Annotated in this window: 21 protein-coding genes; 12 read left to right on the forward strand and 9 right to left on the reverse strand. The window is 68.5% G+C overall.

Features of this window, described 5'->3' with window-relative positions; genetic code table 11:
• The first annotated feature begins 14 nt into the window (after nucleotides 1–14).
• The 10 genes from aroE to VPH43_RS01695 all read left to right on the forward strand — a co-directional run bounded on the left by aroE (nucleotide 15) and on the right by VPH43_RS01695 (nucleotide 8481).
• Entirely contained in the window at nucleotides 15–857 is an 843-nt protein-coding gene (gene aroE, locus VPH43_RS01650) for a shikimate dehydrogenase (protein ID WP_328576193.1), read from the forward strand.
• Complete coding sequence (locus VPH43_RS01655; RefSeq protein WP_328575905.1) at nucleotides 854–1630, forward strand: transglycosylase domain-containing protein; 777 nt, start codon at nucleotides 854–856, stop codon at nucleotides 1628–1630. The genes aroE and VPH43_RS01655 overlap by 4 nt, the downstream gene beginning before the upstream one ends.
• A 50-nt stretch (nucleotides 1631–1680) precedes the next feature.
• Nucleotides 1681–2283 carry a hypothetical protein gene (locus tag VPH43_RS01660; protein ID WP_328575906.1) on the forward strand — a complete coding sequence of 201 codons (603 nt, stop codon included), beginning with the start codon at nucleotides 1681–1683 and terminating at the stop codon, nucleotides 2281–2283.
• Complete coding sequence (locus tag VPH43_RS01665; RefSeq protein WP_328575907.1) at nucleotides 2280–2807, forward strand: TlpA family protein disulfide reductase; 528 nt, start codon at nucleotides 2280–2282, stop codon at nucleotides 2805–2807. Before VPH43_RS01660 ends, VPH43_RS01665 begins: the two co-directional genes overlap by 4 nt.
• A gap of 108 nt (nucleotides 2808–2915) precedes the next feature.
• On the forward strand, nucleotides 2916–3356 hold the full coding sequence (gene aroQ / locus VPH43_RS01670; RefSeq protein ID WP_328575908.1) for a type II 3-dehydroquinate dehydratase: 441 nt from the start codon (nucleotides 2916–2918) through the stop codon (nucleotides 3354–3356).
• A gap of 64 nt (nucleotides 3357–3420) precedes the next feature.
• Nucleotides 3421–3882: an acetyl-CoA carboxylase biotin carboxyl carrier protein gene (gene accB, locus VPH43_RS01675; RefSeq protein WP_328575909.1), complete on the forward strand. Its 462-nt coding sequence runs from the start codon at nucleotides 3421–3423 to the stop codon at nucleotides 3880–3882.
• Nucleotides 3883–4002: 120 nt separating this feature from the next.
• Nucleotides 4003–5352, forward strand: a complete 1350-nt coding sequence (gene accC, locus VPH43_RS01680; RefSeq protein WP_328575910.1) for an acetyl-CoA carboxylase biotin carboxylase subunit — start codon at nucleotides 4003–4005, stop codon at nucleotides 5350–5352.
• Nucleotides 5353–5484: 132 nt separating this feature from the next.
• Nucleotides 5485–6399 (forward strand): 50S ribosomal protein L11 methyltransferase, encoded by a 915-nt coding sequence (gene prmA, locus VPH43_RS01685; RefSeq protein ID WP_328575911.1) that lies wholly within the window; start codon nucleotides 5485–5487, stop codon nucleotides 6397–6399.
• 153 nt (nucleotides 6400–6552) lie between these two features.
• Nucleotides 6553–7539, forward strand: a complete 987-nt coding sequence (locus tag VPH43_RS01690; protein ID WP_328575912.1) for a zinc-ribbon and DUF3426 domain-containing protein — start codon at nucleotides 6553–6555, stop codon at nucleotides 7537–7539.
• A gap of 30 nt (nucleotides 7540–7569) precedes the next feature.
• On the forward strand, nucleotides 7570–8481 hold the full coding sequence (locus VPH43_RS01695) for a carbohydrate kinase family protein (protein WP_328575913.1): 912 nt from the start codon (nucleotides 7570–7572) through the stop codon (nucleotides 8479–8481).
• Nucleotides 8482–8495: 14 nt separating this feature from the next.
• On the opposite strand, the gene VPH43_RS01700 is transcribed toward VPH43_RS01695, so the two are convergent.
• The 9 genes from VPH43_RS01700 to VPH43_RS01740 form a co-directional block, all read right to left on the reverse strand.
• Nucleotides 8496–8807, reverse strand: a complete 312-nt coding sequence (locus VPH43_RS01700; RefSeq protein ID WP_328575914.1) for a DUF167 domain-containing protein — start codon at nucleotides 8805–8807, stop codon at nucleotides 8496–8498.
• 84 nt (nucleotides 8808–8891) lie between these two features.
• Nucleotides 8892–9419 carry a histone H1-like DNA-binding protein gene (locus VPH43_RS24620; RefSeq protein ID WP_442909181.1) on the reverse strand — a complete coding sequence of 176 codons (528 nt, stop codon included), beginning with the start codon at nucleotides 9417–9419 and terminating at the stop codon, nucleotides 8892–8894.
• A 225-nt stretch (nucleotides 9420–9644) separates the two neighbouring features.
• The gene (locus VPH43_RS01710) at nucleotides 9645–10877 is read right to left on the reverse strand and encodes a ribonucleotide-diphosphate reductase subunit beta (protein ID WP_328575916.1); all 1233 of its coding nucleotides are present in this window, start codon (nucleotides 10875–10877) and stop codon (nucleotides 9645–9647) included.
• A 155-nt stretch (nucleotides 10878–11032) separates the two neighbouring features.
• On the reverse strand, nucleotides 11033–13936 hold the full coding sequence (locus VPH43_RS01715; RefSeq protein WP_328575917.1) for a ribonucleoside-diphosphate reductase subunit alpha: 2904 nt from the start codon (nucleotides 13934–13936) through the stop codon (nucleotides 11033–11035).
• A gap of 339 nt (nucleotides 13937–14275) precedes the next feature.
• Nucleotides 14276–14842, reverse strand: a complete 567-nt coding sequence (gene ampD, locus VPH43_RS01720; protein ID WP_328575918.1) for a 1,6-anhydro-N-acetylmuramyl-L-alanine amidase AmpD — start codon at nucleotides 14840–14842, stop codon at nucleotides 14276–14278.
• Between the two features lie 8 nt (nucleotides 14843–14850).
• Entirely contained in the window at nucleotides 14851–16419 is a 1569-nt protein-coding gene (locus VPH43_RS01725) for a sigma-54-dependent transcriptional regulator (RefSeq protein ID WP_328575919.1), read from the reverse strand.
• Nucleotides 16416–18356 (reverse strand): two-component system sensor histidine kinase NtrB, encoded by a 1941-nt coding sequence (locus tag VPH43_RS01730; protein WP_328575920.1) that lies wholly within the window; start codon nucleotides 18354–18356, stop codon nucleotides 16416–16418. The genes VPH43_RS01725 and VPH43_RS01730 overlap by 4 nt, the downstream gene beginning before the upstream one ends.
• Nucleotides 18353–18580: a PP0621 family protein gene (locus VPH43_RS01735; protein WP_328575921.1), complete on the reverse strand. Its 228-nt coding sequence runs from the start codon at nucleotides 18578–18580 to the stop codon at nucleotides 18353–18355. Before VPH43_RS01735 ends, VPH43_RS01730 begins: the two co-directional genes overlap by 4 nt.
• A gap of 18 nt (nucleotides 18581–18598) precedes the next feature.
• Nucleotides 18599–19423: a cytochrome C assembly family protein gene (locus VPH43_RS01740; protein WP_328575922.1), complete on the reverse strand. Its 825-nt coding sequence runs from the start codon at nucleotides 19421–19423 to the stop codon at nucleotides 18599–18601.
• Between the two features lie 51 nt (nucleotides 19424–19474).
• On the opposite strand from VPH43_RS01740, the gene ffh reads away from it, so the two are divergent.
• Both ffh and VPH43_RS01750 read left to right on the forward strand, forming a co-directional pair.
• Nucleotides 19475–20845 carry a signal recognition particle protein gene (ffh, locus tag VPH43_RS01745; RefSeq protein WP_328575923.1) on the forward strand — a complete coding sequence of 457 codons (1371 nt, stop codon included), beginning with the start codon at nucleotides 19475–19477 and terminating at the stop codon, nucleotides 20843–20845.
• A gap of 94 nt (nucleotides 20846–20939) precedes the next feature.
• On the forward strand, nucleotides 20940–21653 hold the full coding sequence (locus tag VPH43_RS01750; protein WP_328575924.1) for a DUF2726 domain-containing protein: 714 nt from the start codon (nucleotides 20940–20942) through the stop codon (nucleotides 21651–21653).
• The last annotated feature ends 4 nt before the right edge of the window (nucleotides 21654–21657 follow it).

A 21657-nucleotide genomic window follows, 5' to 3' on the forward strand; every position in this document is an offset into this window, starting at 1 on the left:
CCATGCCGACCACCATGCCGACCGCTCCCGACCGTTATGCCGTGCTCGGCAACCCGGTGGCCCACAGCCAGTCGCCGGTCATCCACACGATGTTCGCCCAGGCCACCGGCGAGCCGGTGGTGTACGAGCGGGTGCTGTGCCCGCTCGACGGCTTCGAGGCGGCGCTGCGCGAGTTCGCCGCCGGCGCCAAGGGCTGCAACATCACCGTGCCATTCAAGTTCGACGCGATGCGGCTGGCCACCCGCTGCAGCGAGCGCGCAGCGCTGGCCCAGGCGGCCAACGTGCTGCGCTTCGACGCGGAGGGCTGGTATGCCGACAACACCGATGGCGTGGGCCTGATGCGCGACATCGAGCACCATGCCGGCGTCGCAGTCGCAGGGCAGCGAGTGCTGCTGATGGGCGCCGGCGGGGCCGCCGCCGGTGTGCTCGGGCCGCTGCTGGAGCGCCGCCCGGCAGAGGTGGTGGTGGCCAACCGCACCGTGGCCAAGGCCGCGGCGCTCGTGGACCGGCACCGGGCGCTGGCGCAGCAACATGGCGTCGCGCTTTGCGCCACCGGCCTGGCCGACTGCGGCACCAGCTTTGGCGTGGTGCTCAACAGCAGCGCCAGCAGCATGGCCGGTGCCGAGGTGCCGGTGAGTGCCCAGGTGCTCGCGCCGGGGGCCCTGGCGGTCGACCTGATGTACGGGCCGGCGGCCGCTGGTTTCCTGCAGTGGGCCGCGGACCATGGCGCGGTCGGGCGCGACGGCCTGGGCATGCTGGTGGAGCAGGCGGCCGAAGCCTTTTTTGTCTGGCGCGGCGTGCGGCCAGCCACTGCGCCAGTGCTCACCGCCCTGCGGCAACGCCTGGCCGCTGCATGAAAGCCGCCTGGTCCCACCTGTTGCGGCTGCTGGCGCTGGTGCTGGTGTGCGGCCTGGCGCTGCAGATGTATTTCCTCGCCCGGGTGGCGCTGATGCTGGTGGTGGACCCACAGTCCACCGCGTTCCAGCGCAGCGAGGCGTGGCGGCTGCTCACCGAGCAGCACCGGATCCTGTGGAGCCAGCAGTGGGCCGACTACGGCACGATCTCGCCGCAGCTCAAGCGCGCCGTGATCGCCAGCGAGGACGCCAACTTCAGCGAGCACAGCGGCATCGAGTGGGACGCGATCGAAAAGGCCTGGGAGCGCAACCAGCGTGCGGAGGCGCTGGCGGCCAAGCTGGCCGAGCGCCAGGCGCACCGCCCGCCCCCGCGCAACCCCGCGCCGGCGCGGCCGGCGCCACAGGCCCGCATCGTGGGCGGCTCCACCATCACCCAGCAACTCGCCAAGAACCTGTTCCTCGGCAGCGAGCGCAGCCTGGCGCGCAAGGGCCAGGAAGCGGTGATCACCTTCATGCTGGAAGGCCTGCTGTCCAAGCAACGCATCCTGGAGATCTACCTCAACAACGTGGAATGGGGCGAGGGTGTGTTCGGCGCCCAGGCCGCAGCGCGCCACTATTTCCATGTCGATGCCGCCCAGCTGGGGGCGTCGCAGGCGGCGCGGCTGGCGGTGATGCTGCCGGCACCCAAGCGTTTCGAGCGTCGGCCGGGGTCGGCCTACGTGGTCGGCCGCGCCGGCACGGTGGCCGCGCGCATGGGCGCGGTGGAGCTGCCCTGAGCGTCACCTAGGCGTCCGCACGCAGACGCTGCCATCCCTAGAATCGACGGATGGCACCCACACTCACGGAAGAACTCGCCAGCGCCGCCGCGCGGCTGGTGGTCGAGGAAGGCATGGAGTACGGGCCCGCCAAACGCCGGGCCGCCCGCGTGCTCGGCCGCCACAGCGTGCGCCCCGCCGAGTTGCCCAGCAATGACGCGGTTGAAGAGGAAGTTCGCGCTTACCTTGAGCTGTTCTGCGCCGACACCCAGCCGGCCGAGCTGGACGCCTTGCGCCGCCTGGCGCTGGACTGGATGGAGCGCCTGGCGGAGTTTCGCCCCCACCTCACCGGCGCCGTCTGGCGCGGCACCGCCACCCGGCTGTCCAACCTGCACCTCGATCTTTATTGCGACGACGCCAAGGCCGCCGAGATCGGCCTGCTCAACCGCGGCATCGACTTCGACGTGGACAGCCGCACCCGGCCGGGCGGCGGCGAGCCGATCGAGGTGCTGGTGATCGCGGCGCCTTGCCGGGCGCTGAACGAGGAGGTCACGCTGTTCCTCCATGTGCGCGACCTCGACGAACTGCGTGGCGCGCTCAAGCCCGACGCCGGCGGGCGCACCCTGCGCGGCGACGCCGGCGCGCTGCGCCGCCTGTTGCAGGAGACCCCATGAGCTTGACTTCCTCGCGCCGCCGCCTGCTGCTCACCGCGGCCACCGGCCTCGCGGCCGCCGCGGCGGGCGGCTGGTACTGGCAGCGCCAGCAGGCCCGCAATGCGGTGACCGCGGCACTGTGGGAATCCAGCTTTCCGGACCCCGAGGGCCGTTCGTGGGCGATGGCACCTTTGCGTGGCAAGCCGGTGGTGGTGAATTTCTGGGCCACCTGGTGCGCGCCTTGTGTCAAGGAACTCCCTCAGTTCGATCGCTTTCATCGCGAGTACAGTCAGCGCGGCTGGCAGGTCGTGGGCTTGGCGATCGACAGCCCCATGGCGGTGGCTGAATTCCTCAAGCGCACGCCGGTGAGCTTCCCGATCGGCGTGGCCGGCATGGACGGCGCCGAGCTGATGCTCGCCCTGGGCAACAGCCACGGGGTGTTGCCGTTCACCACGGTGCTGGACGCGGCCGGCGACGTGGTGCGCAAGCGGGTGGGGGAAACCAGTTACGACGAGCTCGTGCGCTGGACCAACCGGAACGCCTAGCAAGAATTTATTTTGTGTCAAGTTGCTGGCAACCTCTGTCAAAAGGCGTAAAGTCCGGCCCTTCTTACATTTGGAACCGCGCCCTTGCGGCCGGCTCGCAGCCCGCGAATGTCCGTTCTCGTCGTCCACGGCCCGAACCTCAACCTGCTGGGCACCCGTGAACCGGGTGTGTACGGGTCGGTCACGCTGGCTGAGATCGATGCGGAACTGGCCAGGATCGCCGCAGAAGCCGGCGTAGGCTTGAGCAGCTTTCAAAGCAACCATGAAGGTGCGCTGATCGACCGGGTGCAGGCCGCCCGCACCGATGGCAGCACCGCGATCATCATCAACCCGGGCGGTTTCACCCACACCAGCGTGGCCTTGCGCGACGCACTGGCCGCGGTGGCGCTGCCCTTCGTGGAGGTGCACCTGTCGAACATCCACCGGCGCGAGCCGTTTCGGCAGCACTCCTATTTTTCGGATCTCGCCGAAGGCGTGATCTGCGGCCTGGGCAGCGCCGGCTACCGGCTGGCGCTGCAATACCTGCTGTCCCGGCCAGCCCGCGGCTGAGGGGCCGCCGTCCAGGGGCGCCATCCAGCGCCCGCCACAACGACAACGTTGGAGAACCACACACATGGACCTGCGCAAGCTGAAGACCCTGATCGACCTCGTCTCGGAGTCCAACATCTCCGAACTCGAGATCACCGAAGCCGATGGCAAGGTGCGCATCGTCAAGGCCGACCCCCATGCGCCCATCCAGACCGGCATGATGCTGCAGCAGCAGCCGGCCCCCACGCTGGTGGCCGCGCCCGCCCCGGCCGCGGCGCCCGCCGCGGTGGCCGAGGCGCCCGCAGCGCAGACCGGCCACCAGGTGAAGTCGCCGATGGTGGGCACCTTCTACCGTTCATCCAGCCCGGGCGGCAAGGCCTTCGTGGAGATCGGCAGCCAGGTCAAGGAAGGCGAGGCGATCTGCATCATCGAGGCGATGAAGATCATGAACGAGATCGAGGCCGACAAGTCCGGCACGGTCACCAAGATCCTGGCCGAAAACGGCCAGGCCGTGGAATTTGGCCAGCCGCTGTTCGTCATCGAATAAGGCGGGCGGCATGTTCAAGAAGATTCTGATCGCCAATCGCGGCGACAACGCCGCAGGCGTTGCGGCGAAGCCAGATCGCGCTTCGGGCGCAGCCCGAGAGGGCCATTGAGCCGAGGCACCATGTTCAAAAAAATCCTGATCGCCAATCGCGGCGAAATTGCCCTTCGCATCCAGCGCGCCTGCCGCGAGATGGGCGTGAAGTCGGTGGTGGTGTATTCCGAAGCCGACCGCGACGCCAAGTACGTGAAGCTGGCCGACGAGGCGGTGTGCATCGGGCCGGCGCAGTCGGCGCAGAGCTACCTCAACATGCCGGCGATCATCTCGACTGCCGAGGTGACCGACGCCGAGGCCATCCACCCCGGTTACGGCTTCCTGAGCGAAAACGCCGACTTCGCCGAGCGGGTGGAAAAAAGCGGTTTCGTCTTCATCGGCCCGACGCCGGATGCGATCCGCATCATGGGCGACAAGGTGTCGGCCAAGCAGACCATGATCAAGGCCGGCGTGCCCTGCGTGCCGGGCTCCGAAGGTGCGCTGCCGGACGACCCGAAGGAGATCGTGCGCATCGCGCGTGCCGTGGGCTACCCCGTGATCATCAAGGCGGCCGGCGGCGGCGGCGGGCGCGGGATGCGGGTGGTGCACACCGAGGCGGCGCTGGTCAACGCGGTGCAGATGACCCGCTCCGAAGCCGGCGCGGCCTTCGGCAACGCGGCGGTGTACATGGAGAAGTTCCTCGAGAACCCGAGGCACATCGAGATCCAGGTGCTCGCCGACGAGCACAAGAACGCGGTCTGGCTGGGCGAGCGCGACTGCTCGATGCAGCGGCGCCACCAGAAGATCATCGAGGAAGCGCCGGCGCCGGGCATTCCGCGCCGGGTGATCGAGAAGATCGGCGACCGCTGCGCCGCGGCCTGCAAGAAGCTGGGCTACCGCGGCGCCGGCACCTTCGAGTTCCTGTACGAAAACGGCGAGTTCTACTTCATCGAGATGAACACCCGGGTGCAGGTCGAGCACCCGGTGACCGAGCTGGTGACGGGCATCGACATCGTGCAGATGCAGATCCGCGTGGCGGCGGGCGAGCGCCTGCCCTTCACGCAGAAGAACATCCAGATGCGCGGCCATGCGATCGAGATCCGCGTGAACGCCGAGGACCCGTACAAGTTCACGCCCTCGCCTGGCCGCATCACGATGTGGCATCCGCCCGGCGGCCCGGGCGTGCGGGTGGATTCGCATGCGTACACCAACTACTACGTGCCGCCCAACTACGACTCGATGATCGGCAAGATCATCGTGCACGGGGACACCCGCGAGCAGGCGCTGGCGCGCATGCGCACCGCGTTGTCGGAGACGGTGGTCGAGGGCATCCAGACCAACATCCCGCTGCACCGCGAGCTGATGGTGGACCCGAAGTTTGCCGAGGGCGGCACCAGCATCCACTACCTGGAAGGCTGGCTGGGCCAGCACAACAGATAGTGATGGACCACCCCCGCAACGCCTTCGGCGCTCCCCCTCCAGGGGGCGACACCAGCGGACCGGCGGAGCCGGATCCGCGGTGTCTTCTGGGCTTCGGCCGGTGGTGCGCTACCAGCCGCGCGCCTTTGCACCATGTTTGAGCTGGTGCTGTTCGCGCCGGAGGCGCTGGTGGAGCCGGTGTCGGATGCGCTCATGAACGAGTTGGAGGCGCTGTCGGTGTCGGTGGAAGACGCCGATGCGGACACGGCATCCGAACGTGCGCTGTTCGGCGAGCCAGGCATGCCGCCGCCGCGTGCCGGCTGGCAGCACTCCACCCTCAAGGCGCTGTTTGCGAACGAGGCCGAGGCCACCGATGCAGCCACCTTGCTGCTGGCGCAGGACTGGGCCGCCGCCGTGCAGGTGCAGGCGCTGCAGCCGGTAGCCGAGCAGGACTGGGTGCGGTTGACGCAATCGCAGTTCGCGCCGGTGCAGATCACCGAGCGCTTCTGGATCGTGCCGAGTTGGCACCAGCCGCCCGCCGAAGCCAAGGAAGTCATCCGGCTCGACCCCGGCCTAGCGTTCGGCACCGGCACTCATCCCACCACGCGGATGTGCCTGCGCTGGATCGCACGGCTGGCACCGCAGCGCGCGGCCTGCTGGCAGCGGGTGCTGGACTACGGCTGCGGCTCCGGCATCCTGGCGATCGGGGCGGCGCTGCATGGCGCGCAAGGGGTGGACGCGGTGGACATCGATCCGGCGGCGGTGGACGCCACCCGCGCCAATGCGCAGGCCAATGGTGTGAGCCTTAGCGCCGGCCTGCCGGAGCTGGCACAGGGCGCTTATCCGCTGGTGCTGGCCAACATCCTCGCCACGCCGTTGAAGCTGCTGGCCCCGCTGCTGTGCGACCACCTCGCCCCCGGTGGCGACCTGGTGCTGGCCGGCATCCTGGAGCGCCAGGCCGACGAACTGAAGGCCGCGTATGCACCCTGGTGCACGCTGCGGGTGAGCGACTGCGAGGACGGCTGGATCCTGATGACGGCACGCCGGGCGGACGGCCGCAGCACCTAAGGCCATGAGCCTCGCCCGGCCGCCCGAAGAGGCGAATTCCCGCTTGGCGGGAAACGCGCGCAGCGCGAAGGGTGCACCCTTCAACCTCGCCCGGCCGCCCGAAGAGGCGAATTCCCGCTCGGCGGGACAGGCCGCAGGCCGAGGGGCGCCCCAATGAGCCTCGCCACCCGCTGCACCACCTGCGGAACCATCTTCCGTGTCGTGCAGGACCAGCTCAAGGTGTCCGAGGGCTGGGTGCGCTGCGGCCGCTGCCAGGAGGTTTTCAACGCGTTGCAGAACCTGTTCGACCTGGAGCGCGAGGCGCCTCCGCCCTGGCCGCGCGCGCCGGCGCCTGCCGACGCCGAATGGGACTCCACGCAGCAGCCCGACGCCGAGCGCGACACGCCGGCCGAACTCACCGACGAACCACCGGACCCGGCGGGCCTGGCCACGCAGCCCCTGCTGCACACACCGTCACGCGACAGCTTCGAGCCCGCGTCCGATGACGACGACACCGAGGACGAGTCGGACTTCGCGGATGCCCGCTTCAACCTCGCGTTGCTGGATGAAGAAAGCGGCGGCACCGCATCGGCTGCACTGGCCGCGCTGCAGGCACCTGCCCCGGCCCCCAAGCCGGCCTCGCCACCGGCGCCGCAGTTCGTGCGCCTGGCCGAGCGCGAGGCGCGCTGGCAGCAGCCGCGGGTGCGCGCCGGCATGGCGGTGCTGCTGGTGCTGGCGAGCCTGCTGCTGGCCGGCCAGATCGGCGTGCAGCTGCGCCCCCAATTGACGGCAGAGTGGCCCGCGCTGCGCGCCGTGCTGGACCCGCTGTGCCATGCCGTGGGCTGCCATGTGGAGCCGCCGCGCCGGCTGGACAGCCTGATCGTCGATTCCACCGGACTCACCCGCCTCGGACCACCCGGCACCTACCGCCTGTCGGTGGTGCTGCACAACCGCTCCAGCGTGCCGGTGCTGCTGCCGGCCATCGAGTTGAGCCTCACGGATTCGCAGGGCCAGCTGGTGTCACGCAAGGCCTTCACCGCGGCCCAGCTGGGCGCGCCCCAGGCCAGCATCCCCGGTGGTGCGGAACTGCCGCTGCAGGCCGCGCTGTCCACCGGCCCCCACCCCATCGTCGGCTACACCGTCGAGATCTTCTACCCCTGACCCTGACACCCTTTTGTTTGCGGAGACGCCATGCCGGCCTTGATTTGCGGATCACTCGCTTTCGACACCATCACCACGTTCCCGGGCCGCTTCGCGCAGCAGATCCTGCCCGACCAGGTGCACATCCTGAACGTGTCCTTCCTGGTGCCCACGCTGCGGCGTGAGTTCGGCGGCTGCGCCGGCAACATCGCCTACAGCCTGCGCCAGCTGGGCGGCGAGCCGGTGGTGCTGGCCGCGCTGGGCGCCGATGGCAAGGAGTACCTGCAGCGCCTGCAAGGCTGGGGACTGGACACCTCGAGCGTGCGCCTGGATGAACAGAGCTACACCGCGCAGGCGATCATCATCACCGACCAGGACAACAACCAGATCACCGCGTTCCATCCGGGCGCGATGTCCAACGCTCACCAGACGCCGGTGCCCCGGCGCGCCGACGTCAAGCTGGCCATCATCGCGCCCGATGGTCGCGACGCCATGCTGCAGCACGCGGAGCAACTGGCCGCTGCCGGCATCCCGTTCGTCTTTGACCCGGGCCAGGGCCTGCCGATGTTCGACGGCGCCGAACTGCGCCACTTCGTCTCGCTGGCCACCTGGGTGGCGGTGAACGACTATGAAGGCCGCATGCTGAGCGAGCGCACCGGCATGAGCCTGGCCGAGCTCTCACGCAGCGCCAACCTGCGCGGCGTGGTGGTCACGCTGGGTGCTGAAGGCTGCGAGATCTGGGAAAACGGTGAACGCAGCGTGGTGCCGGGCGTCAAGGCCAATGCGGTCGTCGACCCCACCGGCTGCGGCGACGCCTTCCGCGGCGGCCTGCTGTATGGCCTGGAGCGAGACTGGCCGCTGCAGCGTTGCGTCGAGCTTGGCAACCGCCTGGGTGCACTGAAGATCGGCTGCGCCGGCCCGCAGAACCACGTGGTAGACCGCGCCGCGCTTGGCGTGCAGTAACCCTCGCACGGCTTTCAGCTTAAAGGAAGCTGCAGGCCGTCGAGCCAGCGCATCACGCGGTCTGGCTCGATGGCGATCACCAGCCGCTTGCGCCTTGACGACGCCCCCTGCTGGAGCACCACCTCGCGCCTCGCCACCCCCAGCTGATCCGCCAGCCAGGCGATCAGCTCATCGTTGGCACGCCCTTCGAGCGCGGGCGCAGCCAGCCGCACCCGCAGACAGCCATCGTGCAGGCCGACGGCTTCGGTGCGCTTGGCATTCGGCACCACGGACACCAGCAGCGCGGTGGATTCCGCATTCACCGCCGAGAGGCACTGCCAGGCCATGTTGGGCTCACGCGATTGTCAGTGAAGCGCAGATGAAAAAACCCGGCCGAAGCCGGGTTTGGTTGCCTTGCGGCAGCCGGATCCTCAGGGCTTGTTGCCCGTGGGGAACGGCCACGCAGCAGCGGGGCTCAGCGCGGTTTTGGCCGCAGGAGCCGCCGGCGCAGGTGCAGGCGCAGGGGCGGCAGGGGCAGCAGGTGAGGCGGGTGCCTTCTTGGCTGCAGCCTTCTTGCCAGCGGCCTTCTTCGCAGCCGGCTTCGCCGTCGCCTTTTTCGCAGCGGCCTTTTTCGCCGGCGCCTTCTTGGCGGCCGCCTTCTTCGCAGGCGCTGCCTTCTTCGCAGCGGCCTTCTTCGCAGGCGCCTTTTTCGCAGCGGTCTTCTTCGCTGCGGCCTTCTTCGCCGGTGCAGCCTTCTTCGCCGCCGCCTTCTTGGCCGGGGCCTTCTTCGCTGCAGCCTTCTTCGCCGGCGCCTTCTTGGCAGCGGCCTTCTTGGCCGGTGCTGCCTTCTTCGCCGGTGCAGCCTTCTTCGCTGCAGCCTTCTTCGCCGGAGCGGCCTTCTTCGCCGCCGTCTTCTTCGCCGGGGCCTTTTTCGCCGCAGCCTTCTTCGCAGTTGCCATAACAATCTCCTTGATCAAGTGGCAAAGAGCACTGCACCGTTCGAACCAGTGCAGCGATTCACCGCCCGTTGCTGTACCCCTCGGCTCAAGGCCTTAAGGGCTGCCCCGGTGCGGTGAACGGGGTTGCGGTCCTTGCCCACCGTATCTGACGACGGCGATCCAAGTCTCGCGAATCTTGATCTCTTATCGGCGGAACCGCGGAAAGCTTCTAGGCGAGCTTTGCCGTCAGTCCCAGCTCAGTGCGCCACCGGATTGGTACTCGATGACGCGCGTTTCAAAAAAGTTGCGCTCCTTCTTCAGGTCGATCATTTCGCTCATCCACGGGAACGGGTTCTCCTCGTTCGGGAAGAGCTCTTCCAGCCCGATCTGCGTGGCACGCCGGTTGGCGATGTAGCGCAGATAGCCCTTGAACATGCTGGCGTTGAGGCCCAGCACGCCGCGCGGCATGGTGTCCTCGGCGTAGCGGTATTCCAGCTCCACCGCCTTCAGGAACAGGGCCTTGATCTCGGCCTTGAACTGAGGCGTCCACAGGTGCGGGTTCTCGAGCTTGATCTGGTTGATCAGGTCGATGCCGAAGTTGCAGTGCATCGACTCGTCGCGCAGGATGTACTGATACTGCTCGGCAGCGCCGGTCATCTTGTTCTGGCGGCCCAGTGCCAGGATCTGCGTGAAGCCGACGTAGAAGAACAGGCCTTCCATCAGGCAAGCGAAGACGATCAGGCTCTTGAGCAGGGTCTGGTCGGCTTGCGGCGTGCCGGTGTGGAAGTGCGGATCCATGATCGCGTCGATGAACGGGATCAGGAACTCGTCCTTCTCGCGGATGGAGGCGACCTCGTGGTACGCGTTGAAGATCTCGCTCTCGTCGAGACCCAGCGACTCCACGATGTACTGGTAGGCGTGGGTGTGGATCGCTTCTTCGAAGGCCTGGCGCAGCAGGAACTGGCGGCACTCCGGCGCCGTGATGTGGCGGTAGGTGCCCAGCACGATGTTGTTGGCGGCCAGCGAATCGGCGGTGACGAAGAAGCCGAGGTTGCGCTTGATGATGCGGCGCTCGTCTTCGCTCAGGCCGTTCGGGTCCTTCCAGGTCGCGATGTCGCGCGACATGTTCACCTCTTGCGGCATCCAGTGGTTGGCGCAGGTGGCGAGGTACTTTTCCCAGGCCCACTTGTACTTGAACGGCACCAGCTGGTTCACGTCGGTGGCGCCGTTGATGATGCGCTTGTCGGCCATGTTCACGCGGCGCGTGGGCTGCGACTGCATCGGCTTGGCAATGACGGGCGGCGTGGGGATGGCGGCCGGAGCGGCGGGCCGTGCGGGGACGGCGGACTGGAGAGCGGGCTGCGCTGCAACCTGCGTCGGAAGCGGCGACGGGGTCGCGGCCCGCGCGTCACGTGATGCTTGAGGCGCGGTGCTGTTTGATGGAGTCGTCGGTTTGACTTCGTCGTCCCAGACCAGCATGTGTGTACTTCCTAATGTTGTGAATTATCGGAGTGTTGTGTGCAAACACCAAGCACTTCTTGACATCAACGCGATGTCGTTGTTGCGGCCTCGCATCGCATTTCCTCGTTGCGATGCGAGCCGCATTCAGCGCATCGACGATGCGCCGACAGCGATCACTGACACGCTTCGCACGTGGGGTCGTCGATCGCGCAGAACTTGATGTCGGTGGCCGGTGCGGCGTCCGCTGCCTGCACCATTTGCGCTTGCGCTTGTGCGGCCACTGCATCGAGCGCGGACACGCCACCACCCGAACTCACCGCGTTCATCGCGCCCGCTTTCACCGTGGACTTCTCGGCGTGCGTGGCACCCATGGTGCGCAGGTAGTAGGTGGTCTTCAGGCCACGCAGCCAGGCGAGCTTGTAGGTCTCGTCGAGCTTCTTGCCCGAGGCACCCGCCATGTAGATGTTCAGGCTCTGCGCCTGGTCGATCCACTTCTGGCGCCGCGCCGCCGCTTCCACCAGCCACTGGGTTTCCACCTCGAACGCGGTGGCGTACAAGGCCTTCAGCTCTTCCGGCACACGGTCGATGCGGCGCAGCGAACCGTCGAAGTGCTTGAGGTCCATCACCATCACGTCGTCCCACAGGCCGAACTTCTTGAGGTCGCGCACCAGGTACTCGTTGATGACGGTGAACTCGCCCGACAGGTTGCTCTTGACCGAGAGGTTGCCGAAGCACGGCTCGATCGACGCATCCACGCCGATGATGTTGGAGATGGTGGCGGTGGGCGCGATGGCCACGCAGTTGGAGTTGCGCATGCCGTGCTCCTGCACCCGCGAACGCAGCGCGTCCCAGTCCAGGCTCGTCGAGCGGTCCACTTCCACGTAGCCGCCGCGCGCCTGGGCCAGCAGGTCCAGCGAGTCGATCGGCAGGATGCCCCGGTCCCACAGCGAGCCGCGGTAGCTGGAGTAGCGGCCGCGCTCGGCCGCCAGCTCGGTGGAGGCCCAGTAGGCGTAGTAGCACACCGCTTCCATCGAGCGGTCAGCGAACTCGACCGCCGCCTCGCTGGCGTAGGGCGTGCGCAGCTGGTACAGGCAATCCTGGAAGCCCATGATGCCCAGCCCCACCGGGCGGTGGCGCAGGTTGGAATCGCGCGCCTTCTTCACCGCGTAGTAGTTGATGTCGATCACGTTGTCGAGCATCCGCATCGCGGTGGCGACCGTCTTCTTCAGCTTGGCATGGTCGATCGCGCCGTCCAAGATGTGCTGCGCGAGATTGACCGAGCCCAGGTTGCAGACCGCGATTTCGGTGTCGCTGGTGTTCAGCGTGATCTCGGTGCAGAGGTTGCTGCTGTGCACCACGCCCGCATGCTGCTGGGGGCTGCGCACATTGCAGGCGTCCTTGAAGGTGATCCAGGGATGGCCGGTCTCGAACAGCATCGACAGCATCTTGCGCCACAGGTCCTTGGCCGGCATGCGCTTGAAGAGCTTGATCTCGCCGCGGTCGACCTTGGCCTCGTAGGCGGTGTAGGCCTCCTCGAAGGCGGTGCCGAACTTGTCGTGCAGGTCCGGGCAGGTGCTGGGCGAGAACAGGGTCCAGTCGCCACCTTCGTGCACCCGCTTCATGAACAGGTCCGGAATCCAGTTCGCGGTGTTCATGTCGTGGGTGCGCCGGCGGTCGTCGCCGGTGTTCTTGCGCAGCTCGAGGAACTCCTCGATGTCCAGGTGCCAGGCTTCCAGGTAGGCGCACACCGCGCCCTTGCGCTTGCCACCCTGGTTGACCGCCACGGCGGTGTCGTTCACCACCTTGAGGAACGGCACCACGCCCTGGCTCTTGCCGTTGGTGCCCTTGATGTGCGAGCCGAGCGCACGCACGCGGGTCCAGTCGTTGCCCAGGCCGCCGGCGAACTTGGAAAGCAGCGCGTTTTCCTTCAGCGCTTCATAGATGCCGTCCAGGTCGTCGGCCACCGTGGTGAGGTAGCAGCTGGACAGCTGCGAGCGCCGCGTGCCGGCATTGAACAGCGTGGGCGTGCTGCTCATGAAATCGAAGCTGCTCAGCACTTCGTAGAACTCGATCGCACGCGCTTCGCGGTCGATCTCGTTCAGCGCCAAGCCCATGGCCACGCGCATGAAGAAGGCCTGCGGCATCTCGATGCGGTGGTCGCGCACATGCAGGAAATAGCGGTCGTACAGCGTCTGCAGGCCGAGGTAGTCGAACTGCAGGTCGCGGCTGGCGTTGAGCGCAGCGCCCAGCTTGGCCAGGTCGAACTGCAGCAGCTTCTCGTCCAGCAGTTCCGCGTCCACGCCCTTCTTGATGAAGCCGGGGAAGTAGTCCGCATAACGGGCCTGCATGTCCGCCTGCATCACTTCCTCGCCGAGGATTTCCCGGCGGATCGTGTGGAGCAACAGGCGTGCCGTGGCGCGCGTGTAGCCCGGGTCCTTCTCGATCAGCGTGCGGGCGGCCAGGATGGCGGCCTTGTACACCTCGTCGATCGGCACGCCGTCATACAGGTTGCGGCGCGTCTCGGCGAGGATGGGCTCCGGCTTCACGTCGGCGCCCAGGTCGGCGCAGGCCGACTCGATCAGCATCTGCAGCTTGGCCGAATCCAGCGGCACGCGCACGCCGGCGTCCAGCACGAACAGCTGCGGTTCCGCAGCGGCCGGGGTCTCGCCCTGCTTGGCCCGCTCCTGCGCACGGCGCTCGCGGTAGAGCACGTAGGCGCGTGCCACTTCATGGTGGCCGCCGCGCATCAGGCCGAGCTCGACCTGGTCCTGCACGTCCTCGATATGGAAGGTGCCGCCGCCCGGACGCGAACGCAGCAGCGCACGCACCACGCTCTCGGTCAGGCCGTCCACCGTCTCGCGCACGCTGGCCGAGGCCGCGCCCTGGGTGCCGTGCACCGCGAGGAAGGCCTTCATCAGCGCCACCGCGATCTTGTTCGGCTCGAAGGACACCACCGCGCCGTTGCGACGGATGATCTGGTAGCCCTGGTAGGCCGATGCCGTGGCAGGCGCCGAGGCAGCGGCTGCCACGGCTTGGGGCGCGGACGACTCGGAAGAACGGGTGACGACAGTTTGCATAGGGGCCCTTCTCATGAAGCAGTCAACCCGCCAGGCGGCGACGCGGCGCGGCCTGGGCGAGGTGGATGTTGGAGATCTGTGTGTTGTGAAGGCGGTGCCCTGAGCACCGCCACCCGTGGCCGCGTTCGTTGCGCGGATCGGGCGATTGTGGAAAAGCCTGTGGAGATTCGGTGGAGTGCACGTGGATCGTTTGGATTCGCTCAGGCACTACATCTGGTGTCGGCACAGCACTTTAAGCACTACCTATAGCGTACCCCATGCGGGCTTTCCCGATTGAACAATCGTGTGAAGACCCAGCGCGCCGGCGGGCGGCGCTTGCTTTTGTCGGCTTTTTTTGGCTTAGGCGCGCGCCGGAAACCGGGCGTCGTCCCAGCCGAGTGCGGCTTGCAGCGCGGCCCAGTCGAAGCCCGGGCCCGGGTCGATCTTGCGGCCGGCCGCCACGTGCTCGTGGCCCACGACATGGCGCACCGGGTAGCGGGCGGCCACGGCCCGCAGCAACGGCACCAGGGCGGTGTACTGGGCCGGATGGAAGGTTTCGCCCTCCAGCCCTTCCAGCTCGATGCCGATGGAGAAATCGTTGCAGTTGTCGCGCCCCTGCCACTGCGAGCGGCCGGCGTGCCAGGCGCGTGCATCGCAGGACACGAACTGCACGGTCTGGCCATCGCGCCGCACCAGAAAATGGGCCGACACCTGCAGCCCGCGGATCTGCTGGAAGTACGGATGGGCCTCCCAGTCGAGCCGGTTGGTGAACAGCCGCTCGATCTCGTCGCCGCCGTACACCCCGGGTGGCAGGCTGATCGAGTGCAGCACCACCAGGTCGATCGGCGTGCTCTCCGGCCGCGGGCCGAAGTTGGGCGAGGCGCAGGCGCGAGCGCCGCGCCACCAGCCGTCGTGCCAGTCGGCCACGCCCGGGTTCACAGCCCGTCGAGCCGCTCGCCCACGTGGTCGGCCACGTTGATGCCCAGGCGGGCCATGCGGTAGCGCATCTGGCGCAATGACAAACCCAGGCTGGCACCGGCAGCCGTGCGGTTGAAGCGATATCGCTCCAGCGCGCGCACGAGGATGTCGCGCTCCACGTCGTCCAGGTAGGCCACCAGGTCGCTGGGCAGCGGCGGCGGCGCATTCGCCGCCACAGGCGCGGGCGTGGGCGGCGAGTACGCCGATTCGCCGCTGTCGGTGAGGATGTCGAGGTCGACCACCTCGGTGTCGGCGAACGAGTCTTCCGGCAGGCCCAGGTCCACCCGCTCGATCACCTCGCCACCGGACAGGGCCACCGCCCGGTGCAGCAGGTTCTCGAGCTCGCGCACGTTGCCGGGAAAGCTGTAGTGCGACAGGTGCAGCAGCGCATCGCGCGACAGCACCGGGGGCGGCCACACGCCGGCGTCGCGCGCGATGCGCTCCAGCACCGCCTGGCAGATGGCGGGCAGGTCCTCGCTGCGCTCGCGCAGCGGCGGCACGCGGATCTGGATGACGTTGAGGCGGTAGTACAGGTCCTGCCGGAAGCGGCCGGCCTGCACCTCGGCGGCCAGGTCCTTGTGCGTGGCGCTGAGGATGCGCACGTTCACCGGCACCTCGTTCATCGCGCCGATCGCGCGCACCGAGCGCTCCTGGATCGCCCGCAGCAGCTTGCTCTGCATGGACAGCGGCAGGTCGCCGATCTCGTCGAGGAACAGGGTGCCGCCCTGGGCCGCCTGGAAGAAGCCTTCGCGGTCGTCCGCAGCGCCGGTGAAGGCGCCCTTGCGGTAGCCGAAAAACTCCGCCTCCAGCAGCTGCTCGGGGATGGCGCCGCAGTTCACCGCGATGAACGGGTGCGCCGCACGCGGGCTCACTTCATGGATGGAGCGTGCCACCAGCTCCTTGCCGGTGCCCGACTCGCCCTGCACCAGCACCGGCGCCATGCTGCGCGCCACCTTCTCGACCAGGCCGCGCACCTGCTGCATGGCACCCGACTGGCCCACCAGGCGGCGCAAGGTCACGCTGGACGGACCGGCCGGCGCGGCGGGCGGTTCGGGCAGGGGGGCCGAGGGGGCCCGCTCGGCGGCCGGTTTGGCCGGCGCCCCGGTTTCCGACGGCAGGCTGGCCGGCACCACCGTGGGCGAGGTCTGCGGCGCACGCCCGAGCGCGGACGCCACCACGGCGCGGAACTGGCGCAGGTCCACCGGCTTGGTGAGGTAGTCGTAGGCGCCCGCCTTGAGCGCCTCCACCGCGTTCTCGGACGAGCCGTAGGCGGTGATCACGATCGCCTTTTCGCGGCGCGCGCTCTGCTCCAGGCGCTTGAGCAGGTCCAGCCCGGTGCCGTCGGGCAGGCGCATGTCGGTGATGACGGCGCTGTAGGTGCGGTCCTTCAGGTGCAGCCAGGCCTCGTCCACCGAGCCGGCGGTCTCCACGTCGTAGCCTTCGCGCAGCAGGGTCAGTTCGTAGAGCGTGCGCAGGTCCGGCTCGTCGTCGACGACCAGCAGGCTGAAGTGCGAGGGGGAGTTCATGGCAGAGGGCTCTGTTCGGGCAGCAGGAGGGCGCCGCGTTTCATGACCACCAGGAAGACATTGCGGTGCGCATCCTGCACGGCGCCGGGGCGGTAGTCGATGGTGGCGCCATAGCGCTCGCACAACTCCTTGCAAATATACAAGCCGAGCCCGGTGCCCCGGCTGCGGGTGGAGAAGAACGGCTCGAACAGATGCCGCTCCACCTCGGGCGGTATCGGCGCGCCGTCGCTGGCCACCGACAGCGTGGCGGCGTGTTCATTGTCGGCGCGCAGGCGCAGCACGATCGCGCCGGGGTTCTCGCTGGCGTGCCGGCGGGCGTTGTCCAGCAGGTTGATCAGCACACGGCGCAGGTGGTCGGGCTCGAAGGCCACGCCCACCGGCTCGCGCGGCAGTTTCACGCGCAGCCGGCTGCCTTCGCCCAGCGGCAGGTGCACGGTGCGTGCCCACTCGCTGCACACCTTGGCCACTTCGGCGGTGGCATCGATCACGCGCGCGCTGGGCGGCGTGCCGGGCGCCACCTCCATCACGTCGTCGACGATGCGCTTCAGGCGTTCGGCGTTCTCCGCCACCATGCGGGTAAGCCGGTGCTGGTCGGGCGTGAGTGCGTCCTCTTCCAGCAGGGCGTTGGCCTGGGAGATCGCCGCCAGCGGGTTGCGGATCTCGTGCGCGATGCCGGCCGACACGCGGCCCATGGCAGCGAGCTTTTCCTGGCGCGTGCGGCCCTGCACGCTGCGCAGGTCCTCCAGGAACAGCACACACAGCTCCTCGCCGCCTTGCGCCTCAGGGTTGTCCACCGCGTCGGCCGGCGTGGGCAGGCGGCGGGTAAAACGCACGCGAACCACCAGCGTGCGCGACAAGCCCGGCTCGAACGGCAGCACCACTTCGCGCCCGGCCTCGGGCCAGCTGCCTTCGGTGAAGGCGCGCTGCACCGCTTCAGTCAAGGCATTCCAGGCCAGCGTCTCCTGCAGCACGAAGGGCGCCGGCCGGCACATGCTGTGGGCACCCAGCAGCAGGCGGGCCGCCGGGTTGGCAGTGCGCACGCGGCCGCGCCGGTCCACCACCATCACGCCGTCCTGCATCTGCTCGATCACCAGCCGGTTCAGCTGCGCCTGCTGGCGCGCCAGCTGCAGGGTGCCGCGTGCGGTGAGCTCCTCGCGTGCCAGGCGCCCGGCCAGCTCGCCGGCGAGCAAGGTGATGACAAAAAAGCCGATGCCGGCCAGGCCCGCCTGGGTCATGGGCGCGGTCATGTCGCCGCCATGCAATCCGGCGCGCCAGGCGCTGCCCAGCAGCATCAGCGCGATGGCCGCCGCAGCGCCCAGCGCCATCACGCGTGGCGTCAGCACGCCGGCCATCAGCACCGGCAGCACCAGCAGCGCCACGTAGTTGAAGTTGGAGGTGGGCTCCAGCAGGTGCAGCACCGAGAAGGCCAGCAGGTCCACGCCGATGGTGGCCAGCCACTGCGGGCTGCTCACCCGCGCCAGCGACCGCGGGCTGGCCGGCGCACGGAAGCGCGGCATGATCCACAGCGCGATCGCCTGCGCGGCGTAGGCCAGGCACACCACCAGCGGCCCGCCCGCTCCGCGCAGGCCGAACACCGCGCCCACGAGTTGCGCCACCACCAGTGCCACGCCGAGCGCTGCACGCGCGGTGACGAAGGTGCGGTAGATGCGCTGGAAGGCCGAGCCACCGCCGGAGATGAGCCGCAGCGCCTGGCGGGGCAGGAAGCGGCTGTCGGTCGGGGTGGAATCGTCGCCGCGCCAGCCTTCCAGGCGCGACTCGTCTTCATCGTCCCAGCTGTCGCCGTGCAGGTCGCTGGCGCCATTGACACCCAGCACGCCGAACCAGGATTCGTCGATCGAGCGCTCTTCGCGCCGGCGGTCGCCGCGACGGCGGTCGCGCTGGCGCCGGTTGCCGCGGGGCAGGTCGTTCGCCTTCATCGAGGCGCGGCCGGGCCGAGTGCGCGGTGCGCAGGGCTGCAGAAGTAGAGCGCCCCATCGGCCACGGCTTCGCCGGCGGGCAGGTGCACCCCGCATTGCGCACAGCGCACCATGGTCTGCAGCGGCACGGCGCCACGGCGCCTGGGCGGCAGGTTGCGGTTGGCCCGACGCACGGCAAACCACAGCACCACGCCGATCACCAGGATCATCAGCAGGTATTTCATCGCATCAGGCCCATGGCATCAGGCGCTGCGGTGCAGCAGCACCTCCAGCACGAAGCGGTAGCCCACGTAGGCCAGCAGCAGCAGCACCGCACCGGTGTAGAGCCAGCGCGTGGCGCGGCGCCCGCGCCAGCCCCACAGGTGACGCCCCACGATGAGGGCCGCAAACACCGCCCAGCCCAGCAGCGAGAACACGGTCTTGTGGCTCCAGTGCCATTGCGCGGTGGACCAGGCGCCCAGCAGCAAGGTGGCGGTGAGCACCACGAAACCCGCATCGACAAAACGAAAGGTCAGGCGCTCCAGCCGCAGCAGGGGCATGCCGAACGGGCCGGTGCCCGCGCTGCCCGCCTTCAGCCGCAGCTGGCGGTCGGCCGAATCCAGCATGGACGCATGCAGCACCGCGGCGCCGAAGAGGCCGTAGGACGCCACGCCGAGCATCCAGTGCAGCGGCACCCACGGCGAGCTGGCCAGGGGATGCGGCTCGCCGGGGAAGATCACCGCCACCAGCACCACCAATGCACCCAGCGCCGCCAGCACACGCCGCACCTGCGGCAGCGGCACGAAGCGGCTTTCGATCGCATGCACCGTGAGCACCAGCCAGGCGGTGATGGACAGCACCGGCGCAAAGCCGAAGCGCGCACCGGCGCCATGCGGTTCGTCCAGCGCGGCAAAGTCGATCACCAGCGCCACGCCATGCGCCAGCCAGCCCAGCTGCCAGGCCACGGCCGGCCAGCGGCGCTCGCCGCCACCGGTGAGCGCGGCCAGGCCGTACGCCAGCATCGCCACCCAGGCGACCACCAGCGACAGCAGGCCCGCGCCGCTGTGGGACCCGAGGGATAAAATCATCCGGACAGTTTACTTTCGCGCCCGCGTTCGCCGGGTTGCGCACCCCACTCCATGGCTTCCGCCCTCACCGATCGCCTGTCGCGCCTGGTCAAGACCATGCGCGGCCAAGCCCGCATCACCGAAAGCAACGTGCAGGACATGATGCGCGAGGTGCGCATGGCGCTGCTCGAGGCCGACGTGGCGCTGCCGGTGGTGCGCGACTTCATCGCCCGCGTGAAGGACAAGGCGCTGGGCCAGGAGGTGGTAGGCTCGCTCAACCCCGGCCAGGCGCTGGTGGGCATCGTGCACAAGGAGCTGGCCGCCACCATGGGCGCCGGGGTCAGCGACCTCAACCTCGCGACCCAGCCGCCGGCGGTCATCCTGATGGCCGGCCTGCAGGGCGCGGGCAAGACCACCACCACCGCCAAGCTGGCCAAGCACCTGATCGAGAAGCGCAAGAAGAAGGTGCTCACGGTGTCGGCCGACGTATACCGGCCCGCCGCCATCGAGCAGCTGAAGACGGTGACGCGGCAGGCCGGCGGCGAATGGTTCCCGTCCGACCTGACGCAAAAACCGCGCGACATCGCGCTGGCCGCGCTCGACCATGCGCGCCGCCACTACTTCGACGTGCTGCTGGTGGATACGGCCGGCCGTCTCGCGATCGACGAAGCGCTGATGGCCGAGATCCGAGACCTGCACGCGGCGCTAAACCCGATCGAGACCCTGTTCGTGGTGGACGCGATGCAGGGCCAGGACGCGGTGAACACTGCCAAGGCCTTCAAGGACGCGTTGCCGCTCACCGGCGTGGTGCTCACCAAGCTGGACGGTGACTCGCGCGGCGGCGCGGCGCTGTCGGTGCGCCAGGTGACCGGCGCGCCGATCAAGTTCGCGGGTGTGTCGGAAAAGATCGACGGCCTGGAAGTGTTCGACGCCGAGCGCCACGCCGGCCGGGTGCTGGGGATGGGCGACATCCTGGCGCTGGTGGAGGAGGTGCAGAAGGGCGTGGACATGGAGGCTGCGCAGAAGCTGGCCGAAAAGGTGAAGTCCGGCTCCGGCTTCGACCTGAACGACTTTCTGTCCCAGATCACCCAGATGAAGAAGATGGGCGGGCTGTCCGGCCTGATGGACAAGTTGCCCACCGAGATGATGAACAAGGCCAAGGCCGGCCCGGCGGACATGGACCGCGCCGAGCGCGACGTGCGCCGCATGGAAGGCATCATCAATTCGATGACCCAGCTGGAGCGCCGCAAGCCGGAGCTTATCAAGGCCAGCCGCAAGCGCCGCATCGCCGCCGGTGCCGGTGTGCAGGTGCAGGAGGTGAACCGCCTGCTGAACCAGTTCGACCAGATGCAGGGGATGATGAAGAAGATGAAGGGCGGCGGCCTCATGAAGATGATGAAGCGCATGGGCGGCATGAAGGGCATGGGCGGCATGCCGCGCTGACAGCCGCATGGATACGGGGTGATACCCTTCACCCGTTGACCTCCTCCGGCCCGGCGGTTAGGTTCGCCGGTTCCTTGTTTCACCCTCACGTTCGATGAACACCTGGACCTGGGGCGCATTGGCGGCACTGGCGATCGGCCTGGTGGTGCTGGTGTGGATGCGCCAGCGCCGGCCCGTCGAGGCGCCGCGCAAGCCCAAGCCGCACCAGTTCGAATCCCTGGACACGGTGATGGCCTGGGAGCCGCATGCGACCCGCATTCTTTCCAGCCATGAACGGCAGGCGTATGCCGTGCTGGTGCGTGCGCTGCCCGAATGCATGGTGCTGGCCCAGGTGCCGCTGTCGCGCTTCCTCAAGGTGCCCACGCGCTATTCGTATGCCGAATGGCTCAAGCGCGCCGGCAGCCTGAGCGCCGACCTGGTGGTGTGCGACCGCAACTCCGAAGTGATGGCCGTGGTGGAGGTGCGCTCCGCACGTGAAAGCGAACGCGCGCGCCAGCGCCTGGAACGCATGGAGCGGGTGCTCGAGGCGGCCAAGATCCGCGTGCTGGTGTGGCAGGAAGGCGAACTCCCCTCGCCTGCCGCGGTGCGCCAGGCCTTGCTGCCCGACGGTGAACCCGAGGACACACCCAGCCGCCATGACGCGCCCATGGGCGGGCGCCAGTTCGGCGCCACCGGGTTGAGCTCGATGCCGGTGGCAGAAGTGGACGACACCACGCCCGGCGACCTGCACGAGCCGCCGCCCTCGACCTGGTTCGACGATTTCGAACAGCAGCCGACAGCCAGCTCGCCACAACAGCGCCGGCCCTGAATCC

The sequence above is a fragment of the Ideonella sp. BN130291 genome (genome assembly GCF_036231905.1).
Classification (GTDB): Bacteria; Pseudomonadota; Gammaproteobacteria; order Burkholderiales; family Burkholderiaceae_C; genus CAMLIZ01.